The organism is Caballeronia sp. GAFFF1, assembly GCF_023630705.1.
Classification (GTDB): Bacteria; Pseudomonadota; Gammaproteobacteria; order Burkholderiales; family Burkholderiaceae; genus Caballeronia.
In genome coordinates this window covers 138,750-154,952 of record NZ_JALQEM010000034.1, presented here as the reverse complement: position 1 = coordinate 154,952, position 16,203 = coordinate 138,750, and the positions used below count along the sequence as shown (strand labels likewise).

At 64.8% G+C, this 16,203-nt stretch carries 12 protein-coding genes; all 12 read left to right on the top strand.

Annotated elements, in window-relative coordinates:
• The first annotated feature begins 40 nt into the window (after positions 1 to 40).
• Entirely contained in the window at positions 41 to 1,342 is a 1,302-nt protein-coding gene (locus NCR37_RS20380; RefSeq protein WP_250474638.1) for a gallate dioxygenase, read from the top strand.
• Between the two features lie 25 nt (positions 1,343 to 1,367).
• A complete protein-coding gene (locus NCR37_RS20375) occupies positions 1,368 to 2,717 on the top strand; it encodes an MFS transporter (RefSeq protein WP_250474637.1) in 1,350 nt (449 codons plus the stop codon).
• A 19-nt stretch (positions 2,718 to 2,736) separates the two neighbouring features.
• On the top strand, positions 2,737 to 3,762 hold the full coding sequence (locus NCR37_RS20370) for an amidohydrolase family protein (protein ID WP_250474636.1): 1,026 nt from the start codon (positions 2,737 to 2,739) through the stop codon (positions 3,760 to 3,762).
• A gap of 2 nt (positions 3,763 to 3,764) precedes the next feature.
• On the top strand, positions 3,765 to 4,448 hold the full coding sequence (ligK, locus tag NCR37_RS20365; protein ID WP_284506950.1) for a 4-carboxy-4-hydroxy-2-oxoadipate aldolase/oxaloacetate decarboxylase: 684 nt from the start codon (positions 3,765 to 3,767) through the stop codon (positions 4,446 to 4,448).
• A gap of 14 nt (positions 4,449 to 4,462) precedes the next feature.
• Positions 4,463 to 5,164 carry a substrate-binding domain-containing protein gene (locus NCR37_RS20360; RefSeq protein WP_250474634.1) on the top strand — a complete coding sequence of 234 codons (702 nt, stop codon included), beginning with the start codon at positions 4,463 to 4,465 and terminating at the stop codon, positions 5,162 to 5,164.
• A gap of 624 nt (positions 5,165 to 5,788) precedes the next feature.
• Positions 5,789 to 7,048, top strand: a complete 1,260-nt coding sequence (locus tag NCR37_RS20355) for a nucleotide sugar dehydrogenase (RefSeq protein ID WP_250474722.1) — start codon at positions 5,789 to 5,791, stop codon at positions 7,046 to 7,048.
• A 31-nt stretch (positions 7,049 to 7,079) separates the two neighbouring features.
• Positions 7,080 to 9,599 carry a hypothetical protein gene (locus NCR37_RS20350; protein WP_250474633.1) on the top strand — a complete coding sequence of 840 codons (2,520 nt, stop codon included), beginning with the start codon at positions 7,080 to 7,082 and terminating at the stop codon, positions 9,597 to 9,599.
• A gap of 118 nt (positions 9,600 to 9,717) precedes the next feature.
• Positions 9,718 to 11,811, top strand: a complete 2,094-nt coding sequence (locus NCR37_RS28540) for a glycosyltransferase (protein WP_250474632.1) — start codon at positions 9,718 to 9,720, stop codon at positions 11,809 to 11,811.
• A gap of 50 nt (positions 11,812 to 11,861) precedes the next feature.
• Positions 11,862 to 12,998 carry a polysaccharide biosynthesis/export family protein gene (locus tag NCR37_RS20340; protein WP_250474631.1) on the top strand — a complete coding sequence of 379 codons (1,137 nt, stop codon included), beginning with the start codon at positions 11,862 to 11,864 and terminating at the stop codon, positions 12,996 to 12,998.
• 9 nt (positions 12,999 to 13,007) lie between these two features.
• The gene (locus tag NCR37_RS20335; protein WP_250474630.1) at positions 13,008 to 14,321 is read left to right on the top strand and encodes an ABC transporter permease; all 1,314 of its coding nucleotides are present in this window, start codon (positions 13,008 to 13,010) and stop codon (positions 14,319 to 14,321) included.
• The gene (locus NCR37_RS20330; RefSeq protein ID WP_502800563.1) at positions 14,300 to 15,046 is read left to right on the top strand and encodes a P-loop NTPase family protein; all 747 of its coding nucleotides are present in this window, start codon (positions 14,300 to 14,302) and stop codon (positions 15,044 to 15,046) included. Before NCR37_RS20335 ends, NCR37_RS20330 begins: the two co-directional genes overlap by 22 nt.
• Entirely contained in the window at positions 15,039 to 16,199 is a 1,161-nt protein-coding gene (locus NCR37_RS20325; protein WP_250474629.1) for a KpsE/RkpR family capsule polysaccharide export protein, read from the top strand. The genes NCR37_RS20330 and NCR37_RS20325 overlap by 8 nt, the downstream gene beginning before the upstream one ends.
• Positions 16,200 to 16,203: the final 4 nt, after the last annotated feature.

The following is a 16,203-nucleotide window of genomic DNA, read 5'->3' as shown; positions in this document are numbered from 1 at the left end:
GAGCGCCTGACTGCCCGGCACCTCACGGAGCACCTTCGACATGGCCCGCATCATCGGTGGCATTGCCGCCTCGCACACGCCCACCATCGGCTTCGCATTCGACAAGAACAAGCGCGACGACCCGGTCTGGGCGCCGATCTTCGAAAACTTCGCGCCGCTCGCGAAGTGGCTGGAAGAGAAGCGCCCCGATGTGATCCTGACCATCTATAACGATCACGTCACGTCTTTCTTCTTCGATCATTATTCGGCGTTCGCATTGGGCGTAGGTCCTGAATGGCGCGTCGCGGACGAGGGCGGCGGCGCGCGCGATCTTCCGCCGATCAAGGGACATCCTGCGCTTGCCGCGCACATCGGCAGCTCGCTGATGACCGACGAGTTCGACATGTCCTTCTTCCAGAACAAGGCGCTCGATCACGGCTGCTTCTCTCCCCTTTCGATGCTGTGCCCGCACAAGCCCGAGTGGCCCGTGAAGATCGTCCCGCTGCAAATGGGCGTGCTGCAATTGCCGATACCGAGCGCGCGACGCTTCTACAAGCTCGGACAGGCGCTGCGCCGCGCCATCGAGAGCTATCCGGAGGACATCAAGGTCGCCATTCTCGCGACGGGCGGTCTTTCGCATCAGGTGCATGGCGAGCGCGCGGGCTTCAACAACACCGAGTGGGACCAGCGTTTCCTCGATCTCTTCGAACGTGATCCCGAACAACTCGCCGAGATGACGATTGCCGAGTACGCGGAACTGGGCGGCTACGAGGGCGCGGAAGTCATCATGTGGCTCACCATGCGCGGCGCGCTGTCGTCCAGCGTGGTGTGCAAGCATCGCAGCTACTACCTGCCGTCGATGGCCGGCATCGCGACTGCCATTTACGAAGGCGAGGACAGCGAGACGAAGCCCGCGATCATCGAGCGGCATCGTCAGCGCATGGCAATCGAATTGACCGATGTGGAGAAGCTGCAAGGCACGTATCCGTTCAGCATCGAAACGGCGGTGCGCGCGTATCGCATCAACGATTATCTGCATCGCATGGTCGAGCCCGCGCATCGCGAAGCCTTTCAGCAAGACCCGGAAGCGAGCTTCGAGGCCGCCGGCCTCAGCGAAGCAGAACGCGACATGATCCGCCGCCGCGACTGGCGCGCGCTGCTGCATTACGGCGTGATCTTCTTCATGCTCGAAAAGCTCGGCGCGGTAACGGGCGTGTCGAACCTGCACATCTATGCCGCGATGCGCGGCCAGACGCTCGAAGAATTCCAGAAGACGCGCAATGCGCCGGGCGCGCTGTATTCGGTCGCGGGCAAGGGCGGCGGCAAGCTCGACTGGGACAAGGCCGAGCAGGGCAAGCAATAAAACTATAGACGCACGGAGACATCACATGACTAGCGGTAGAACCATCGACATCAAGGCGTTTATCGACGAGCGGCCCATTTCCGCCTACCAGTGGCTGCTGGTGGCGCTGTGCTTTCTCGTCGTGACGGCCGACGGCATGGACGTGGCCATCATGGGCTTCGTCGCGCCGTCGATCATCGCGGACTGGCACATCTCGCGCCCCGCGTTCGGACTCGTGATGAGCGCCGCGCCCATCGGACTCGTGATCGGCGCGCTGGCCGCCGGCCCGGCGTCGGACCGCATCGGGAGAAAAGGAGTCCTGATTACCTCGGTGTTTCTGTTCGGCGTGTTCACCATCGCCACGGCGTTCACCACTACGCCGACGAGCATGGCGTTGCTGCGCGTGCTGACGGGCATCGGCCTCGGCGCCGCGATGCCCAACACCACGACGCTGCTCTCCGAGTACGCGCCGCAACGCAAGCGCGCGCTGCTCATCACCATCATGTTCACGGGCTTCAATCTCGGCTCGGCGTTGATCGGCTTCGTCGCGGGCTGGCTCATTCCGACGCACGGCTGGCGTTCGGTGCTGATCTTCGGCGGCGGCCTGCCACTCGTGCTGATTCCGCTGCAAATCTGGCTGCTGCCCGAATCGGCGCGTCTGCTCGCGGTGCGCGGCGCGACCTCGCAAAAGATCGGCAAGGTGCTGGGCCGTGTGTGCGGCGCGCGCTTCGTGGGCGATGAAACCTTCGTCTCGACCGAGCCGCCGCTGCCGACCAAGCGCCCCATCGGCGTGCTGTTCTCCCACGGCTATGGCCTTCTGACGGCGGCGCTGTGGGTGACGTACTTCATGGGCCTGCTCGTGATCTATCTGCTCACCGGCTGGCTGCCGACGCTGATGAAAGACGCCGGCCTCACGGTAACGGCCGCTGCGAACATCACGGCCATGTTCCAGATCGGCGGCACTATCGGCGCGATCATCGTCGGCTGGATCATGGACCGCGTGCGCCCCGCGCCGGTCATCAGCGCGGCGTATCTGGGCGGCGCGGTGTGCGTGCTCGGGCTCGCGTGGATCGGCGCGCTGTCGTCGTCGCTCGCCGTTCTCGTGTTTGCCGCCGGCTTTTGCATGAGCGGCGCGCAAACGGGCCTCAACGCCTTCGCGCCGGGCCGCTATCCGACGGTCGCGCGCGCCACCGGCGTGAGCTGGATGCTCGGCATGGGCCGCTTCGGCAGCATCTTCGGTTCCGCGTTCGGCGGCGCCTTGCTCGGCCTCGGCTGGCAGTTCGGCGCCATCCTCGCGATGCTCGCCATTCCCGCGACGCTCGCCGCCATCGCCATTCTCGTCGCGCAGCGCAGCCGCACGGTCGACGCCGCGCCGCAGACGACAGCCGCACATTAGTCCTGGAGTTGAAGTCACGATGATCATCGACATACACGGCCATTACACGACCGCGCCGAAGGCGCTGGAGGCATGGCGCAACCGGCAGATCGCCGGCATCAAGAATCCGTCGGAGATGCCGCGCCCGTCGGAGTTGCATATCAGCGACGACGAACTGCGCGAATCCATCGAAAGCAATCAGTTGCGGCTGATGCGCGAGCGCGGGCTCGATCTCACCATCTTCAGTCCGCGCGCGAGCTTCATGGCGCACCATATCGGCGACTTCGAAGTGTCGAGCACGTGGGCCGCCATCTGCAATGAACTGTGCTATCGCGTGAGCCAGCTCTTTCCGGACAGTTTCATTCCGGCGGCGATGCTCCCGCAAAGCCCCGGTGTCGATGTCGCGACGTGCATTCCCGAACTCGTCAAGTGCGTGGAGCAGTATGGCAACGTGGCGATCAATCTGAACCCGGACCCGTCCGGCGGTCACTGGACGAGCCCGCCGCTTTCCGACCGTTATTGGTACCCGATCTACGAGAAGATGGTCGAGTACGACATCCCCGCGATGATTCATGTCAGCACGAGTTGCAACGCGTGCTTTCACACGACGGGCGCGCACTATCTGAACGCGGACACGACCGCGTTCATGCAGTGCCTCACGTCCGACCTGTTCCGCGATTTTCCGACGCTGCGCTTTGTGATCCCGCACGGCGGCGGCGCGGTGCCTTATCACTGGGGACGCTTCCGCGGGCTCGCGCAGGAACTGAAGAAGCCCTTGCTGAAGGATCATTTGTTGAACAACGTGTTCTTCGACACATGCGTTTATCACCAGCCGGGCATCGATCTGCTTACGCGCGTGATACCCGTCGACAACATTCTCTTCGCCAGTGAAATGATCGGCGCGGTGCGTGGCATCGATCCGGAAACCGGACACTATTTCGACGATACGAAACGCTATATTGAAGCGGCGTCGATGCAGCCGGAAGCGCGCTACAAGATCTACGAAGGCAACGCGCGCCGCGTGTATCCGCGCCTCGATGCGGCGCTCAAGGCAAAGGGACAATGAACATGTATGAACTCGGAGTGGTGTATCGAAACATCGATCGCGCCGATGGCGACGCAGCGGCGAAGCTCGGCGCGCTCGGCTCGGCCACGGTTCACGAAGCAATGGGCCGCGTCGGCCTGATGAAGCCGTATATGCGCCCGATATACCTCGGCGCGCAAGCGAGCGGCACGGCCGTGACGGTGCTCTTGCAACCGGGCGACAATTGGATGCTGCATGTCGCAGCCGAACAGATACAGCCGGGCGATATCGTCGTGGCCGCGTGCACGACCGACAATACCGATGGCTTCTTCGGCGATCTGCTCGCGACGAGCTTCAAGGCGCGTGGCGCGCGGGCGCTCATCATCGACGGGGGCGTACGCGACGTGCGCGTGCTGACCGAGATGGGCTTTCCCGTCTGGAGCAAGGCCATTTCGGCGAAGGGCACCGTCAAGGCGACGCTCGGCTCCGTCAACATTCCGGTCGTGTGCGCGGGCGCGTGGGTCACGCCGGGCGATGTGATCGTCGCGGACGATGACGGCGTGGTCGTGGTGCCGTCGGCATCGGCGCAAAAGGTGCTCGAAAAGGCCACGGCGCGCGAGGCGCTCGAAGAAGAGAAGCGCGCGAAGCTGGCGAGCGGCGTGCTCGGTCTCGACATGTACAGCATGCGCGAGCCGCTGCAACGCGCGGGCCTGCGCTATATCGACTAATGCAAGGATTCGCGATGCACGACACCGCCGCGCCGATCACGGTCATTTCCTCGATGGCGACGCGCCAGGTCCTGAACGATCTCGCCGACGTCTACATGCAGCAAGCCGGGCAGCGCGTGACGGTCGAATCGGTCGGCGGAGTCGCGGCGGCACGCCGTATTGAGGCCAACGAAGCATTCGACATCGTGGTGCTCGCGTCCGACGTGATTGCGCGGCTTGCCGAGGCGGGGCTCGCGGATGCGACAAGCCGCGTGGGCATCGCGCGTTCGGGCATTGCGGTGGCGGTGGCGGCGGGCGCGCCGCGTCCTTCGATCGACGGCGGCGCCGCCGTGCGGGAGGCCGTGCTTGGCGCGCGAAGTATCGGCTATTCGACGGGCCCGAGCGGCGCGCACCTCTTGCGCTTGTTCGACCGCTGGGGCATTGCGGACGTGATCGGTTCGCGCATCGTGCAGGCGCCGCCGGGCGTCGCGGTCGGCACGCTCATCGCGCGCGGGGAAGTCGAGCTGGGCTTTCAGCAGATGAGCGAGCTGATCGGCGTCGCTGGTGTGGACGTCGTCGGTCCGTTGCCGGACGACGTGCAGGCGCTGACGGTGTTCGAAGGCGCCGTGTGCGCGACAGCGCGTGCGCCGGTCGAATCGAGAGCCTTGCTGGCGTTCATGGCCGCGCCCGGCAACGATGAAATCAGGCGGCGCTATGGAATGGAGCCTGCGCGGTAGGAGTGCCGAGATAATCGCGCGACGCCCTATTGTTGGCGTCGGCGCTCGCGCAGGTGCGCGTAAAGGCGCATGAAAACTTCGTTGACCCTTACGCCTTCAGTAAAAGGGCTTTCGAACCGATTGACTCGCGACAAATATAAACAAAATACGCAGTCGACGATCTCTGTGCAGTTTGCAGCATTCCAGAATTAATCTTGGAAATGGTTGATATTAGGCAGAAGTCGGATTCAGGCCGCTCATGGACTGAAGCCTGATATAGGTGATGTCCTATTTACAACGCGACTAATGTTTGAACGGGCAGAATCTGTCGCTGCCATTACTGTTTCTAATGGGCGCCTTTTAAGGCCCCTTTCGAGCTTACGATCGCCCATTCGTAAAACAGTGTTATCTGAAACATTGTTTCGAAGTCCTTCTATATCCCTTGCGCCGTCTTTATCACCTCTATAGGATTCGTTCCCAATTCGCTGGACCTGGATATTTTTAGCGAAAAGAAACCCGGACGAATAACAGGGTTCGAGGCAGTTGGCTGCCAACGGTGAGGTAGCAACACGCTATTCAATGCAGGCAGTCAGCGTCGAATAGCCGGGCGTCAAGGATAATTCTGTGGCAATCAAGAAAATTGCAGTGTGTGGTCTGGGCTATGTGGGCCTGCCTGTCGCGGTCGCGTTCGCACGCCGCTACGACGTCATCGGTTTCGACGTAGATCGTCGCCGTATCGAGCATCTGAACAAGGGCGAGGATTGGACGGGCGAAATCGAGAGCGAAGTGTTGCGCGCGTCGACCATGCGCTTCACCGACAACGCAGCGGACCTCGCTGACTGCAACTTCTTCGTGGTCGCCGTGCCGACGCCCGTCGATGAGAAGTGCATCCCCGATTTCTCGCTGCTCGTGAGCGCCTGCCGCACCATCGGCCCCGTGCTGCGCCCGGGCAGTATCGTCGTGTTCGAGTCCACGGTTCACCCCGGCGCGACCGAAGAAATCTGCGGGCCGGAACTCGAAAAGGCGTCGGGCTTGCGCTGCGGCGTGGACTTCAAGCTCGGCTACAGTCCCGAGCGCATCAATCCGGGCGATCGCGAGCATCCGCTGGAGCGGATCGTCAAGATCGTGTCCGGACAGGACGACGAAAGCGCGGACATCATCGCCGAAGTCTACGGCGGCATCATCGACGCGGGCGTGCACCGCGCGTCGTCCATCAAGGTGGCGGAAGCCGCGAAGGTGCTCGAAAACACGCAGCGGGATATCAACATCGCGCTGATGAACGAGATGTCCAAGATCTGCGATCTCGCCGGCATCTCGACGACCGAGGTGCTGGAAGCCGCAGGCACGAAGTGGAACTTCCTGCGCTTCACGCCGGGGCTCGTGGGTGGCCACTGCATCGGCGTGGACCCGTATTACCTGACGTCGAAAGCGCAGGAGATGGGTTATCACCCGGAAGTCATTCTGGCGGGGCGCCGCATCAACGACGGCATGGCGCAGCATGTCGCCGCGAAGATCGTGCAAATGCTCGCGCGCAAGCACCGTCTGGCCGGGTCCACGCGTGTCGGCATTCTGGGCATGACGTTCAAGGAGAACGTCCCTGATATCCGTAACTCGAAGGTGGTCGATCTGTACCGTGCGTTGCAGCAATACGGCATTGCGCCGCTTGCTTTCGACCCGATGGCGGACAAGAGCCAGATGGAGCACGAGTACGGCATCTCGCTCGTCGACAAGTCTCACCTCGACAATCTCGATGTCGTCGTTCTCGCCGTGCCTCATCGCGACATCATGGCCACGATCTGGCAGGACCTGCCGCACATGCTGACGGAAGACGCATTGCTGTGTGACCTCAAGTCGTCGCTGGACAAGACGCGCTTGCCCGCGAGCGTGCAGTACTGGGCGCTGTAAGCGGCTTGGTCCACGTCACTCAAGACCCGGTATGAGCCAATCGAAGCTGCTGGTCAGTCCCATCGGGACGTGCCGCATTCATACGCCGCTGCGCAAAGGCGCTGCGCGGTATCCGATTCGGGCGCAGAGCGCGCGCAACTATGGATTCGTCCACACGAGCGCGGAAGCGCTTCAGCAATTGCGCTTCATGCTCGGTCAGCAGTCGATTCCGGCCGCGATCGAAGCGCTGCTGTTCCGGCCCGGCGTCGCGGCGGCGAGCTATGCGAAGCCTTGCGCGCACGCTGACCTGACCATCGTGGAGGTGTCTTCGCGCAAGCTGTTGACGGTCGACGGCTACCCCATCCAGATCAACTACATGGGCCGGTACTTCGCGGATTTCTTCGCGGACCGGGCGCGCTCGCGGACCTTCTGGTCGATGGCATCGGTCAGGAAGATGGCCGAGCGGCGCGCATGGCTCGAACAGGAGCCGAACTTCCGGCGCCTCGCGACGGCGGATCAGGCGCTGCTCGCGCGCATCGTGCGAAGGGAACAGACGGACGACGAGATCGAGCGCGACATGCGGGAGATTGCCGCGCTCGTCGGAAGCGAGAAGCTGGTATTCGTCACGCACGTTGACGCCGCGCCGCCCGACAGTCCGGTGATCGAGCAGCGGCACCGCCTGATCGAGACGGTGAGCGACATCGCGCGGCGCATGCAGGTGCCTTGCTACGATCCCACGCCGCTGATGCATGAGGTCGGCCAGGCAGACGCGATGGAGCAGGGCGGACTCGATCTCACGCATTTCACCGATGCATTCGCCGATCGTCTGGTGGACGATTGGCACCGCTGCTTTCTCTCGGCGCATATCGCCGCATCGGGCGTGCGCGACAGCGGCGCGCGCTTGCAGAAAGAAGCGCGGCCGGTGGACGAAGCCGCGATCATCGAACTGGCATGGAACGAAGGACGCCTGTGCGAGGCGTCGCGGCGAGTGCGCGCCGTGTTGCGCGCGGACCCGACGCACGCGGAGCACGGCCTGCTGCTCGCGCGCATGCAATTCGAACTGGGCGATTACGAAGGCGCGATCAGCGTGCTCAAGCGGCGAGAGGCCGACGACGGCTCAGACGACAACGCGAACCGCGTGTTGATGCGCTGCTACTTCGAACTCGGCGATTTCACGAACGCGTTGGCGCTCGCGACTGCAATGCTTGGAGATGAAGTGGAAACGCCCGAGTTGTTGCGCATCAGCGCCGTTGCCGCCACGCGCCTGGGCGACGCCAGGACCGCGCTTGCAAGCTGGAAGCGCCTGTTCCGCCTGACGAACGGCGACGCCGAAGCCGCCAGCGCGGCGCTGTCCCTGTTGCAATCGGCTGGCGAAGCGGAAAGCGCGGAAAGCGCGGAAAGCTGGGCCGAAGAAGTGCGCGCCACGCTGCCGGCGCACGCTCCGAGCTATGCATTGCTGTGGAACCGGAAGCTCGACACGAAGAACCGCGCGGCGCTGATGCGGCTTGCCGGTGAGTCGCCGCGGCTGCCCGCGCGTGAAGCGCTGGCGCTCGCGCAGCGCGCGGTCGGCGAGGGCTTCGCGGCGCCCGCGGCCGCGTTGGCCGTATCGCCGGCATTCGACGACAACGATGCGGCCGATGTGGCGGGCTGGCTGACCCGCCAGATCGCGCGGTGGCTCGCCGAGGGCGAAGCGGCAGTGGCCGCGGGCGATCTGCGCGTGGCGGCCGACCGGATTCAGGCGGCGTGCGTCGCACAGCCCGCGAACGCCGACGCATTGCGCGCGCGCCGGGCGCTCCAGCGGCACATGCGTCAAGCGGCTCGCGCGGCCATCGTCGAGCAGGACTTTCACGCGGCAGTCAGCCTGATCGACCTCGCCTTGCAGACGAGCCTCACGTTTCCCGACCTCCACAGTCTGCGTGGGCGGGCAGCGGAAGCGCTCGGCGATACGCCGACGGCGCTTCGTCATCTGCGACTGGCTGCGGACGAGCCCGGCGCGCCGCTCCCAGCGCGTCTTCATCTCGCGCGCGTGGCCGTTCGGGCCGGACGTTACGCCGAAGCGATCGAGGCTTTCTCGCAGATCGCTGCGAAGCCCGAAGCGGACCGCGCCATGCGCGACGACGCAGCACGCCAGATCTCGACGTTGCGAGGGCGCTCGATTCGCGCCGCCCGCGACATGCTGGCTCGCCAGGAATACGACGCGGCGTGGGCCCTGCTCGATCTGATCGAAAGAGCCGACGCCTCGGGCGCCGATGTCGCTGTCGAGAAAAGGCGCGTCGTCGCGGCGTTGCGTGCGCAGTTGCGCGGCCTCGATTCGGCGAGCGGCGAGGAACGCCAGGCGCTCGGCGAAGTGATTCTAAAACTCGTGCCGAACGATCCGGTCGGCCTGAAGGCGGCAGCGTCGGGCGCCATGCGTCTGCATCGCTTCGCGCAGGCGCTGCCGTACTGGAAGGCGCTTCGCCAGCAGTCCGGCGATGTCGAGCAGATCGACGCCAACATCCGCAAGTGCCTGCTGTGGGCCGAACGCGACAGGCGGAAGACGATTTCCCTGCCGGAGCCTGAGAAGGCCGCTTGACGGTATCGCGGCGTTTGCCTCGCGCTGTACGGCTCCCGTCCGTGCGTCTGAAAGATAGCTGTAGTCCTAAATAATGACTCAAGTAACGAAAGCGGGTACCACAGCCGCGGACTCGCCGGTGACAGGCATCGCTGCCGAATCAGCGGCGAACGAACAGGTTTCGGGCGCATCGCGGCAATCGAGCCGCGCAACCGACACCGACACCGAAACCGAAACCGACACCGTGCGCGCAGAACTTGCCCGGCTGGTGGCGCACGCCCGCACGGCACGTCTTGCGCAAGACGCGCTTGCCGAGGCGCGAAGCCTCGTTCGCGACCACGCGCAAGACGCCGACTCGCGCCTTTTGCTGTTGCAGTTGATGGAAATGGCCGGGGATGCCGAGGGCACGCTGGACGCCTGGCATGCGCTGTCGGCGGATTGCCCGGACCATGCGGGCATAACGCGCGGTTACGCTCTGCGGCTCGTCAAGGAAAAGAAGGCCGATGCGGCGCTGGAACACATCGACCGCTGCATGCCGGAATCGCTCGACGACGCGTCGGCGAGTCTCGCGCGCGCCGAGCTTCTCGCGGACGTGCGGGCGCACGAGGCGTCCGATGCGTTGTTCGAGCGCCTGATCGCGCGGCACGACCGACGCGATATTCGCATCGCCTTCGCCAAGCGACTCAGCAAGCGCGGACGGCTGGCGCAGGCGGTCGCCGTGCTGGAACCGATCGCCGCGTCGCTCGCGCCCGACAGCAAGGCCGCGCGACTGGCGGCTGCGCTGGCAAGCGATTACGCGTTCTATCGACAGTATGAATCGGACGACGTGCTCGCGAGCGCCGACATCAAGATCGTCGCGATGAAGCACGCGATCCTGTCCTTCCGCCAGCGCGTTGTGCGCTGCGCGGACGGCGAACGCGCGAAAGCCATCGCGCTCGTGACCGGCAGCCTCGGACCGGGCGGCGCGGAACGTCAGTTGACGCGGCTCGCGTGTCTCCTGCAAAAGCAAGCGCTGCATGGCGGCGCGTCGGCGGCCGCGAGCCGCGTCGAAGTACTCGTCAGGCAGCATACGGAAGCCACGCGTCAGCCGAACGGCCAGCGGCTCGACTTCTTTCTCGGCACGTTGAGCGATGCGGGCGTGCCCGTCACGCAGATCAACGACCTGCCCGTTGTCGCGGCCGGCGATCAATCCGTGACTGACGCCACCCTGCTGCGCATGCTCGCTCACCTGCCGCCGCCGGTGCACTACGGCGTGGGGCGCCTGGCACCGTACTTTGGCGAGCGCCGCTTCGATGTGGCCAGCCTTTGGCAGGACGGCACGTGCCTGTTCGGCGCGCTCGCCGCCTTGCTGGCAGGCGTGCCGGTCATCCATCTCGTGTTTCGCGGATTGCCGCCGAACATCCGCCGGGAGCGCGACCGCCCCGAATACGCGGTGCTGTACCGCGCTCTGGCCGAAGTGCCCGGCATCCACTTCGTCTGTAACAGCCGCGCGGGCGCGCAGGCGTATGCCGCATGGCTCGATCTGCCGCTCGCGCGGTTCCATGTGCTCTATAACGGCGTGCCGGAGCTCGAAACCACCGGTTCGATCGAGGACGTGCAGCGCTGGGAGGCGTTCGCGAAGCAGACCGCGGACGCATCCGAGACGATCGGCGGCGTCTTTCGCTTCGAGCCGGACAAGCGGCCGTCGTCATGGATCAGGCTCGCGGCGCGGTATCTGAAGAAGCGGCCGCGCGCGCGTTTCGTGATCGTCGGCGACGGGCGGTTGCAGCAGAAGGCCGTCGAACTCGCGAACGAACTGGGCATTTCCGGCCGGCTTCTGTTCGCGGGCTTGTCGTCGCATGTGGGCTACTGGTATTCGAAGATGGACGCCAAAGTCTTGCTGTCGCGCTTCGAAGGGCTGCCCAACGTGCTCATCGAAGCGCAGATGCTCGGCGTCGCCACGCTTTCGACTCCGGCAGGCGGCGCGGGCGAGTGTTTCGTGGATGGCGTGACCGGGCACTTGCTCGAATGCGCCGATCAGCCTGACTTGCAGGCCGCCTGCGACACGCTCGCCGCGCTCGTCGATCGCTGCAAGGCGCACAGCGCGACGCGTGAGCATGCGCGTCAGCGGGCGCGCATGCTCTTCTCGGTCAACGCAATGCTCAGCAAGTTCACCGAACTCTGCGCGTCGACGGCACAAGGCGCTGAGTCGGTCGCGCCGACCGACAAGCAGGAGAGTCCGCTTGTCGCGTGATGTATGCACGAAGCGGACGCATTTCGTTTGATGGTCGAAAGAAGGAAGCGATGAAATCGTTGGCTCGTGAAATCTTCCCGGCGAAAGTCACCCGCGCGCGACCGTGCGCGGCGTTGCTGCTCGGCCTCGCCAGCGCGTGCTTCCTTCAGGGATGCGGCTTGCCGCGCAGCGGGCCTATGATGAGCGAGATCAACGCATCGGACGCACGGGGCGACGTCGTGCTCGTTCCCGCGACACCGAAGACGGTCCTCGCCGGACCAAGCGTGCGCCCTTCGACGTTTCCGCCCGCGTTCACGCACGCCGCCGCGTTCGACTACGAACGTCTTGCGCCAGGCGATGGCATCGACGTCACCGTCTTCGAGCGCGACGGTCTCGCCGTTTATCCGGCCGGGCCAAACGGCGCGTCTGACTTGGGCGAGATGATCGTCGACCGTGCAGGCGACATCTACTTGCCTTATGTGGGCAGCATCCGCGCAGAAGGGCTGACCGTCGCCGAGGTACGCACTGCGATCATGCGGCGCCTGAGCCGGCTCATGACGGCTTCGGACGTCGTCGTGCGGCCCACGACGCGGCGCGGTCAGACGGTCACGGTTCAGGGCGATCTTCAGAAGCCCGGCGTGTATCCGCTCGGCCGTGACATGTCCCGCCTGAGCGATGTGCTCGGCCTCGCCGCGCCCAGTCAGGTCAACCCCGAACAGTTGGCCATTTCCGTGCGACGTCGAGGCACGGAAGCCACCATCCGGCTTGCGGACGTGTATCGAACGAGCGCCAACGATATTCCGCTGCGACCGGGCGATTCGATCATCGCGCATGACGTGGTCGAACAGGTCGTGGTGCTCGGCGCGGCGGGCGTGCAAGGGCGCATCAAGGTGCCCAAGCGCGACTACACGCTTCTGGATGCGCTCGGCGATTCGCGCGGACTCAGCGACGCGCTCGCGAATCCGCGCGGCGTCTATCTGTTGCGCAGAGCCGGAACGAGCGAGCGCGAGCCGGGCGATGCGCGACCCACCGTCTATCAATTCGATTTCACGCGGCCGGAGCAGATCGCGCTCGCGGGCCAGTTCGTCGTGCATGACGGCGATGCCGTGCTGGTATCCGACGCCCCGTTCACGCAAGTGCAGAAGCTGCTGTCCACCTTCAGCGCGTCGCTCGGCACCGCGCGCTCGGTGAGCGCGCTGGCGGACTGACGCGGCATCATGAGCAATCAGAGGCGGATAGACGACTGGCGAGCGCGTCGGCGAACAAACGGCTACAGGATCGGCGCGGGCGCGCAGATCGAAGACGCCGGGCCGCACGCGCCCGCGACAACGCTTGCGCTTATCCTCGCGGCGCTGCGCCGGTCACCGCGCGAGACGCCCGTGCAACGCCGGCAGGTGTATGCGGCGCTAGAGGCGCGTCTTACGGATGGCGTGTCCAACGCGGACCAAGAAACGCTCGACCTGCGGCGACGGCAACTGCGCACCGCGATTCGTCTCGTCGAAAACGACATTCGCGCGGGCGTCGATGTGTTCGCTCCCGGCTACGCGCCGGCCACCCTCGCGCAAAACGAAGCGCATCTGGCGGATGCGCACGAGAAGCGCGTCCGCCGCCGTCGCGAAGAAGAAGCGCGCGAGGCTCGCCGCAGTGCGTCGCGCGAGGACCGCGCGCTGACGCCGGACTTCAGCGCCGGCGAGGCCAGCGACCTTGCGGCGCTGAAGTCTCGCATCGCCTCGCTTCATGCGAGACAACGGCCACGGGCGGTGCCAGCCGGCCGCTCCGACCTTCGCGCGTTGCTGCCGATGTTGATCTTCCAACTCCACACGATGCAGGGCGAAAGCCGCTTCGCGCTCGCGTGGGCGTTCTTCGGACCGGCGGTGCTGCTCACGCTCATTTCGTCGCTGTATTTCCTGACGGGGACCCAGTTCATCCTGGGAATGGACGTGCCGACCTTCTCGCTGCTGGGCGCGACGACGTGGATCATGTTCCGGCAGATCATCTTTCGAAGCAGCACGAGCTACATCTCCGCTCGCGGATGGCTGAACCTTCAGGGCGTCACGCCGCTCTTGTGCGCGTGCGTGCAGGCCGTGCTGTATCAGGCGATCTTTGCCCTCGTGTTCACGACGCTGATTCTCGTCGGCCACGCGTTCGATCTGATCAGCTTGCCGGCGAGTTGGCCCGCGTTCTTCGGCTATGTGGTAGCGATAGGCTTCGGCGGCGCGTCGACGGGCGTGCTCTTCGGCACTATCGCGAGCAAGTGGCGCTTCTTCTTGCGACTCGCCACGGCCATCGAACGACTGCTCGAGATCTTCAGCAGCGTGTTCTTCGTGTCGGAACAGTTGCCGGAGCAGTATCGCGGCTGGTTCTTGTGGTCGCCCTTTGCGCACGGCATGCAGCTATTGCGTTCGGCGTATTTCGAAAGCTATCGCTCGACGGATGCGCGTTTGTCCTACTTCGTCACGTCGCTCGTCTTTCTTGCGGCCGTGGCCCTTTGCGCCGAACGGTTCGCCCGATGCAACGTCCAGCCGATGTGACCGACATGATTCGCCTGCACGCCGTCACGTGTTCATCGACGATTTCGGGCTCGCTCACGCCGCTGCTCTCGAACGCCGATCTCGACATTGCGCAGGGACGCTATGCGTTGCTGTCGCGAACGCCCGAAGCCCATCGCGCGTTGATCGATGTGCTGGCCGGGCTGCGCAGGCCGCGCCACGGCTTCGTGGAGCATCGCGGTCGCGTGTCGTGGCCGCTCGGCCGGCAAGGATTCATTCGCGGCAAGGCGAACGGGCTGCGCATGATCGAGTTCGTGTGCGCGCTGCATGGTCTGCCTGCGAAGGCGGCCATCGAACTCGTGGCGGACCTGATTACATGCCCCGCGCATCTCGAACTGCCGATGGAACACTGGCCGCTTGCGACCCGTCAGGAAGTGTCGTTTGCGCTCGCGCTCGCGCCCGACTTCGATGTCTATGTGGTCGACGGCGCCCTGCCACTCGAAGCGAGCCGCTTTGCGCGTCTCTGGCGCGCGCTGTTCGACGAACGACTGGTCGGGCGCACGCTCATTCTCTCAACTTACCGTCGTCAGCAGATGGCGGATTATTGCGTCAAGGGTTTGGTCTATGAAGGAAGCAGCCTGCGAATCGACGCCGATCTCGACGAGTGCCTCCGTCGATTCCCTCCGCGCCGGGCGAACAGCGAGTCTTCCGCAAGCGCGGACGGCAACGGACTCGACGCCGCTCCCGGAGGAGCGTTCGATGTCTGAGTCCGCATCAGTCATCGAAGCGCGCCGCCGCGAACGAGACACAGCGAGGCTCGTGCGGCGAAGGGCTCGCTGGATCATGCTCGCGCTCGTTCTCGTGCCCGTCGCGCTGTGCGCGGCCTACGCGACGTTCGTTGCGAAACCGCGCTATTCCGCTGAAGCGCGATTCTCCGTGCGCGCGAGTTCGAGCGCTGCGCCTCTCGCGGGCGGCGCAGCGAATCTCTTCACGACTGGCGGCGGGGCTGGCGTGGCGGCCGGCTTCGTCGATGGCTGGGCCGTGAGCGACTTTCTCGCTTCGCGCGACTGCATGCGCCAGCTCGACGACAGGATCGGACTGCGCCGCCGCCTCACGCTGAACGGTCTCGACCTGCCTAACCGGCTGCCGTCGAACGCATCCGAAGACGATCTGTATCGCGCGTATCGATCGTCCGTGAAGGTCGCGTACAACATCATGGAACAAGTCGATGTCATGCAGGTGAGCGCGTACTCGCCGGCCGATGCCGCAGCAATCTCGGATGCGCTGCTCGACATCGCGGAAAAGTTCGTACAACGAATGGATGAAAAAGGCGTGGAGGATGCGCTCAAGGTCAGCCGGCAGGCCGTCGCGCTCGCGCAAAAAGAGGCGCAGTCCGCGCGCGCGGCCCTGACGAAATGGCGAATCGTGAACCAGAACCTCGATCCCGCCGCGAGCGCGGCCATGCTGCTCAATCTCTCGGCTCAACTGGAAACCGAACTCAACACGGCACAGATCAGCCTCGACAAGATCCGCGCGCTCGGCAATCCGCAGCACCCGATGCTGGCTCCGGCAACGGCACAGGTGCAGGCATTGACGGAGCGGCTCGCGCAGACGCGAGAGCGCATCAGCGGCAAGGGCAAGACTCAGGCGAGCCAGTTGGGCGACTATGAATCGTTGAGGAACGCCGAGGCGTTCGCGGATGCCAATCTCACCGCGACCCAGCAAAGCTATCAGCAGGCATTCACGGATACGCTCAAGCTCCAGCGATATCTAACGGTCATCACGCGCCCCTTGCCGACGGACCGGCCCACCAGCCCGAACATGCCGCTTCTCTTATTGGCGTCGCTGGCCGCGGGTCTTGCGCTCGCGCTTGTCGTACGCGTCGCCGTGATGCTCGGGCGCGAGTTCTTCAATGGATAAGCCG

Coding starts and splice junctions, on each gene's coding strand:
- NCR37_RS20380 (WP_250474638.1), top strand. CDS start 41: ATGGCCCGCATCATCGGTGGCATTGCCGCCTCGCACACGCCCACCATC.
- NCR37_RS20375 (WP_250474637.1), top strand. CDS start 1,368: ATGACTAGCGGTAGAACCATCGACATCAAGGCGTTTATCGACGAGCGG.
- NCR37_RS20370 (WP_250474636.1), top strand. CDS start 2,737: ATGATCATCGACATACACGGCCATTACACGACCGCGCCGAAGGCGCTG.
- ligK (WP_284506950.1), top strand. CDS start 3,765: ATGTATGAACTCGGAGTGGTGTATCGAAACATCGATCGCGCCGATGGC.
- NCR37_RS20360 (WP_250474634.1), top strand. CDS start 4,463: ATGCACGACACCGCCGCGCCGATCACGGTCATTTCCTCGATGGCGACG.
- NCR37_RS20350 (WP_250474633.1), top strand. CDS start 7,080: ATGAGCCAATCGAAGCTGCTGGTCAGTCCCATCGGGACGTGCCGCATT.
- NCR37_RS20340 (WP_250474631.1), top strand. CDS start 11,862: ATGAAATCGTTGGCTCGTGAAATCTTCCCGGCGAAAGTCACCCGCGCG.
- NCR37_RS20335 (WP_250474630.1), top strand. CDS start 13,008: ATGAGCAATCAGAGGCGGATAGACGACTGGCGAGCGCGTCGGCGAACA.
- NCR37_RS20330 (WP_502800563.1), top strand. CDS start 14,300: ATGCAACGTCCAGCCGATGTGACCGACATGATTCGCCTGCACGCCGTC.
- NCR37_RS20325 (WP_250474629.1), top strand. CDS start 15,039: ATGTCTGAGTCCGCATCAGTCATCGAAGCGCGCCGCCGCGAACGAGAC.